Source organism: Pseudoalteromonas sp. Z9A6 (assembly GCF_011378805.1).
Classification (GTDB): domain Bacteria; phylum Pseudomonadota; class Gammaproteobacteria; order Enterobacterales; family Alteromonadaceae; genus Pseudoalteromonas; species Pseudoalteromonas distincta.
Genome location: NZ_WTKZ01000050.1, coordinates 23416 through 29997 on the forward strand (window position 1 = coordinate 23416; position 6582 = coordinate 29997).

Consider the following 6582-nt stretch of genomic DNA (forward strand, 5'->3'; position numbering starts at 1 on the left):
ACTACGCTCCATGTACCTTAGCTAAATCAACACCTATGCTCTCTACCCCGAGTATTTCAGCAATTAACCCTTCGGCTTTTTGTTCAAGGTTGATGATATCAGTCGCTACTTCATCTATGGCTCTGAGTGGTTTATGCTGGTAGAAGTATTTATTGAAGCTAACTTCATAACCAATTTTGGTGCTATCCAGGTTTATCCAAGCCTCACTTACATGTGGTTTAACTTCATCAAGGAAGTATTGGTGGATTTCAGAGTTATCGCTATCATTGCCTTCGTTATAAGTTAGCGGTACAGATTCAGCGTCACGTAAATCAGAATTTGACTCGTAAGTGTTGAACTCTAACTTTTTACCTTCAACCGCATAATAACCAAAGTCAGCCAGCACTTTAGGTGAAGAGAAGGTTTGTTCACAACCTAAGTGATGTAATAATTCATCAAGTTTGTCTTGCTTAAGCTTAACCACTTTCTTAATCACTTTTTCAGCATTTTCGTCGTACCAACTCATGGCATTAATGACTGTGGTGTAAAAAGCTTTGCGTTTATTAGGCTTAACATCTGCCAACACATCAGCTGAAACTTCTTTAAAGTGAGCTTCAACATCGGCTTTAAACAGGTTGTAATCGTTATATTCTTTGGTAATGGTTTCAGCTAGCTTGTTTGCAAGCTCAACCAGCAACTTACCATTTAGCCAAGTATCGGTTGAAAGTAGCTTGGCTTTCGCTTTAGCGTTTAGGTTGATGTCGTTATCTTCACACCAAGCAATAACGTCCTTTTCCATCGCTTTATTGTCAGCTGTAAAAAAGTCAGCTTGATAAACCTTGTCGCCATATTCAGCGTAAAGGTGCTCCATTGGTTCACGAAGGGTTTTATCAAAACGCAGTGGTGCAATAAGTTCGTCTTTAAACTGAGCACTACGTCTGTCTGGGCGTTCAATATTTACTTTGTAGTAACCAAAATCGTCGTTATTAAATACTTTAGCGGCAATGCCTGATGGATTATTTTCTTCCGTTAACTTGCGCTCAACGCTCGCTGCATCAAGATACGTTTGTGTAATTTCACTGATATGTTCTGGCGAGAACTCACAGTTTTTATTACCTAAGTTTTTACGTAGTTTTTTAAATAACAAGCTAGCGTCAATAAGCTGTACCTTGCCTTGGCGCTCTTGTGGTTTGTTATTATTAAGTAACCAAATATACGTAGTAATACCCGTGTTATAGAACAAGTTATTGGGTAGTTGCACTATGGCATCTAGCATATCGTTTTCGATAATGTAACGGCGAATGTTACTTTCGCCCGAGCCAGCATCACCGGTAAATAAACTAGAGCCGTTATGAACCGAAGCAATACGAGAACCTAATGGGCTGGTAGCTGTTGACTTCATCTTGCTGACCATTTCCATTAAGAACAGTAATTGGCCGTCAGATGAACGTGGTGTGGCGTCTACACTAGATTTCTTATTCCAATAGTCAGATAACTCAACAATAAACCGTGATTGAATAACATCACCGTCTTCTTTTATATTTTTTTGCTCACTTGCCCAGCTTTTACCGTATGGTGGGTTAGATAAACAGAAATCAAAGCGTGTAGTTGAAAACTCATCATATGAAAGGGTTGAACCTACTTTAATATTTTTAGGGTCGTTACCTTTGATCATCATGTCTGACTTACAAATAGCGTAGGTTTCGTCGTTAATCTCTTTACCGTATAAATTAATGTCGCGAGTGGTGTTTTCTACTGGGTAGTTTTCATTAATAAAGTTTTGTGTTTCGGTAAGCATACCTCCACTACCACAGGCTGGATCGTATACAGTCAATGTTAATGGTAAGTCTGACTTAATCGGATCAAACACCAAGTGGGTCATTAACTCAATAACTTCACGTGGGGTAAAGTGTTCACCGGCCTCTTCGTTGTTGTCTTCATTAAATTTACGAATCAATTCTTCAAACACATAACCCATGCCTAAGTTGCTTAATGCTGGTAGCTTGTTACCTTCTGGATCTTCAACTTCATCAGGTGTTAGGTTTATAGTTGGTGAAACAAACTTTTCTAATACATCAAGTAGTACATCTTTACCTGCCATATGTTGAAATTGAGATTTAAGGTTAAAGCATTCGATAATTTCTTTAACGTTGGCGCTGAAACCGTTTAGGTATTCTTCAATATTTGCCAGAATAATTTGGCGGTTATTGGTCGCGGTATTTTTAATACTGGTTAATGTCCATTTCGAGGTGTTGTAAAACACATAACCTGCAGCATCAATTAACGGCGCATCATCAAGCTCTGTTGCTTCCATTTCCTCAACTTGGAACTTAACTTCATCAAGTACCGCTTGTTTAGTGGGCTCAAGTAAGGTATCTAAACGGCGTAACACCACCATAGGTAAAATTACGTCACGGTATTTACCACGCACGTATACATCACGCAGACAATCGTCAGCAATTGACCAGATAAAAGAGATAAGTTTGTTATGTGCGCTATGATCCATTGGTATTCCTATTCGAACGATAGTTACGTTTAATTAAATTTTATTTATAACCTGGTGCAATTAACATATTCACCGAGCTATCTAATTTTTTGATATTACTAAGCCACAAGTGGTATTCATTGGCATTTAAAGAAGCAGCTTCAGAGCAATCTACACTCCACTGGCGCATTAAATAACCTAACAAAGCTTCTCGTACCTTCAGCTGTAAAATGCCATTACTCATTGAGTAATCAAGCTCAATTGCTTTTTTGTGTTTTACAGATGGGTGTGGGACTAATTCAATATTAATAATATTTTGCCAAGCACAATCGTTATTTGCTTTTGATTTTAGCGGGATTTGTTTTTGTATCTCTTGCGCGTTTTGTATTCTTGTACACACAAAATCTCTAAATTCACCGCTATTTACATCATAAGCTCTTACATGCCAACGCAACCCATTATTTACGATTGCGTGGGGGACAATTTCACGTTGTGAGTCACCTGATGACAAAGATATATAATGGCACATTACGGTTTTTTTATTGTTGATTGCACGCATGAGTGTGGCAATTGTATTCGTATTAGGGTGGTTAATACGCGCTGCGTAAAAGCAGGTGCTTGAGGAGCTGATACCGTTAGATAGCCCATCCCCAAAACCCTGACTTAAGCTTGTTAAAACAGCTTCTGAGTTGTGGATAAAAATAGGGTTAAACTCGGCTGTGCGGTGATACTGTTTAGTTTTGTGTTCGAGTACTAGATTACTTGGTGCAAGCTCTTTGTAGAGCGATAAATCTCTAGAGCTAGATGCTAGCCCAATACCAAAGTGGCTGATGAGATCTGCACGCGATATTTGCCCTGCAAATTGCAAGCAAAAGTCAATAAACGCTAAACGCTCACGTTGCGCGTAATTCAGCTTATCTAAATCCATTTAGTACAAAATCAACTTTAGCTATTAACATGACGAAGATATTACTAGATGGGGGTAATAGGTGCAATCATTTTGATAACACCTATCTGTGTGCTAGAGCTAATCGCTTCAGTATAAAGGAGTTATTCGAGAAACACTCCATAAAAGTGCTCTTCTAATGGCTCAATGCGGCTTTCAAACCAACTTAAAAGCTTTTTAATAGCCTGCTGATTTTTAGTAAACAAATCTATGTTATGGTAGTTCACATTAAATTGCCCATCTTTATAGAATAAGCTTTGCTCTTCATCAAATAGTGTATTCGATATGCCATTTCCATTGATTATCCACCCTTCTGGTGGGGTATCATCTTCATTAAGGTCCTCAAGGAAAAACTCGTTTGTTATTGAGCAAAGCGTAATGCCAAAAAACACTAAAATTTCGTATGTGCTCAAGTTGCAATGAGAAAAAGTTAATGGCTTTAAATTTAAGGTAAATAATAAAGCCTGCCTCATATCATCATATTGCTCTTTCGTAGCAATACTTCCCCAAACATAAATTTCATCAACATTAATAACAACTTGGCAAACATCGTCATCTTCACTTTGGTAGTTTATTTCTAACGTGTCATCCAATCTAACAATTTCTATTGTATTACTTTCGTATCTAATGGTTTGAATTAATTCATCTACATTATTTTTAATTCCCAACACTCTTAATTCTTTAATACTGTCTGCTAATTGATAATGAAGAACTTCAATAATTTTAAAAAAGTCTTTGGCTAATTGTTTGCTCTTTCTTAGTTCGTAAACGTGAGTAATAACGTCATCCTTCAATAAAAAAACTAATTGAAGAAGGTTGTTTTCATCAAAAATTAAAGCTTTATTTTTGTAAGCCTTGTATTTATATGGCGTTCCTAAAATATTTTCATCAGGAATAATTCCATTACCGTTTTTATTTAAAAAACTATCATCTACATAGTTGTCTTTATGTCGAATGCTATGCTCTGAGTACATATCAGAATAGCTATTCCAGGGGATGTTTTGCATCATTAATTCGTATGCTTCAGGGCTATTACCTGGCGCTTGAATTTTAACGTCATGCTTTCTTGCTGATAGCTGCCTTACTAAGCAGCCAGCTTTGAGTTTACTGTTATATGAGCAAATTACTTGTTTAGTCTGTAACGTCTCAAAGTAATCATCTACGACCCTTTCGTATACTTTAATTCGTTGATCATCTGATTCATCAAGTAGTTTCCACCCTTGCTTTGAACTTAGAACTTTTCCGTTAGAAATAGTAGGGGTAAGGTGTACATTTCCGGTTTGGCTGTGCATCAGATCAGGAAACGCATCAATATGTTTGCAAATAAATTCAAGTTCGCTATTTCGTTGTTCTTTACTTGCAAATACTTGAGCAAACCTATTTCTATTATCCACAACGTGTGAGCCATCTAGGTCATGACTGATTAATTTTTTTACCCACTCACTAGAATAGTAATACCATAGCTCACCGTCTAACTCTGAAAATACAAAGTTACAATCTGTAGAAAACTTATTTGCTGTTGGGTCTTTCCAATATAAACCACTGCTTGAAAACTCTTGTAATTGACTAATATCAAACCACTCTGGCGTGACTTTGTTATCGTAAGCTTGAATTAACGCAACGCAAATTTCATCTATTACCTCAGGGGAAACATCTCTATTTAGTTCATATTCAATATCAAACTGAAGTGAAGGTACTGATCGTTCACAAATAGAGTCTAACTGAAGGGGGATGATACATTTAAGTAATTTAGAATATATTAACAGTGTCTGTTCTTTTTCATCGAACATGGCATAAGCCGGACTATCGTCGTTATATATTTTTATATCTGTTTGGCCGTGTATTTCCAAAACCTCGGTAGCATCTTCAGATGTGGCGCTGTAATTATTAAACTTAATAAGCTCAAGTAACTGTTCTCTATATTGAGCTGCATTTTCTAATCGTTCATAGCCATCTTTACCTTTGCTCTCAAAATCCGCTAATTGATTATCCATAAAAGCAGCTACAGCTAGTAAATTTTCAGAACGAGAAAACAGCCCCCAAATTTCAACTTCACCATCTTCAAGCTCATCATGGTAATGGCCATCTGCTAAGCAATTTCCTCCCAATCGCTGGCCCCAACGCTCTATTTCTGAAGTTTGACTTGCAGGTGACCAGAAGTAATCCCCTAGGTCCAAGTCTTTCTTTGCTTCGTTTGTATTTTCTAAAAACACTTTGCGGTCAATATTTCTAAACCAATCTTCAGCAAGTTTTAATAAGCTTTTAAAATGGGAGTGTTCAATGGAGCGCATGTTTTTTAGTGCTTTAGTATGCAAACCTCCTCTAGTTTTCTTTTTACTAATTTCAACGAGTTCATTGATAAACCTTGTAATTTTATGAAGGTCTTTTTCTAGTTGCTCATTAGGTTTAAAACGATGTAGTAGCTCTCCATTAGTCAACAATCGTTTTGCCCAATCCGGTAAATGGTCTTTGCTTATATGTGAAGGCTCAGCAAAAGAATTAGTTGTTTTTATATACTTAACAACTTTAGAGATGATTAATTCACGAAAATCACTTGGTAATTTTTTTAATTTAGTTGCGACATAGCTTTCGATTGCTTCAGGATAGATGTAATTTGGCATGAGAAACATTGCTTCCTTGTTATTTAGTAATACTACATTTATCTCATAAACTTATTCTACTTACACTAATAATTCATGAATTTAAAACAATTTTAATCTATTACTTTGAATACTTAACAAGCCCCTCTCGCTTATCTTTGTTTAAAAATAACTAAATAACACAGTGTAATTTGCTTTTAATGTTAATAAAACGACTGGACTAAATTTAAACATTGCAATTAAAAATGCCTATCTACTTCGAAAAAACCATTAAAAACCTACAAATATTGCCGTTCGTGTTATTTTTAAATTAAAAACAACTAAAGGCTTGCATTATAAAACAGGAGCATTTAAAGTTCGAAACATAAGAGGTTAGCAATGTTAATCCTCTGCGATCTCCGTGGTAAATGGAGAAGAATTAAAATATACAATTAGTTTATAAAAAATTAGTTAGCCTGTTGTGCTACTAAGTTGTGTTCCCCGCTTTGGCGGGGGTGAACGGCAAAACGCTGTAGTAAAGAAGATTTAGTTAGACAGTCGTGCTGCTAAATTGGTTTCCCCGCTTTAGCGGG

Annotated in this window: 3 protein-coding genes; all 3 read right to left on the reverse strand. The window is 36.4% G+C overall.

The features are described from left to right. Position 1 precedes the first annotated feature (1 nt). The 3 genes from GQR53_RS15980 to GQR53_RS15990 all read right to left on the reverse strand — a co-directional run bounded on the left by GQR53_RS15980 (position 2) and on the right by GQR53_RS15990 (position 6031). A complete protein-coding gene (locus tag GQR53_RS15980; RefSeq protein ID WP_165744505.1) occupies positions 2-2485 on the reverse strand; it encodes a class I SAM-dependent DNA methyltransferase in 2484 nt (827 codons plus the stop codon). A 40-nt stretch (positions 2486-2525) separates the two neighbouring features. Then, complete coding sequence (locus GQR53_RS15985; protein WP_165744506.1) at positions 2526-3392, reverse strand: WYL domain-containing protein; 867 nt, start codon at positions 3390-3392, stop codon at positions 2526-2528. 122 nt (positions 3393-3514) lie between these two features. After that, positions 3515-6031 carry a hypothetical protein gene (locus tag GQR53_RS15990; RefSeq protein WP_165744507.1) on the reverse strand — a complete coding sequence of 839 codons (2517 nt, stop codon included), beginning with the start codon at positions 6029-6031 and terminating at the stop codon, positions 3515-3517. Between the last annotated feature and the right edge of the window lie 551 nt (positions 6032-6582).

Excerpts from the sequence above, each read along its gene's own strand:
- GQR53_RS15980 (WP_165744505.1), bottom strand. The coding sequence starts at position 2,485 with ATGGATCATAGCGCACATAACAAACTTATCTCTTTTATCTGGTCAATT.
- GQR53_RS15985 (WP_165744506.1), bottom strand. The coding sequence starts at position 3,392 with ATGGATTTAGATAAGCTGAATTACGCGCAACGTGAGCGTTTAGCGTTT.
- GQR53_RS15990 (WP_165744507.1), bottom strand. The coding sequence starts at position 6,031 with ATGCCAAATTACATCTATCCTGAAGCAATCGAAAGCTATGTCGCAACT.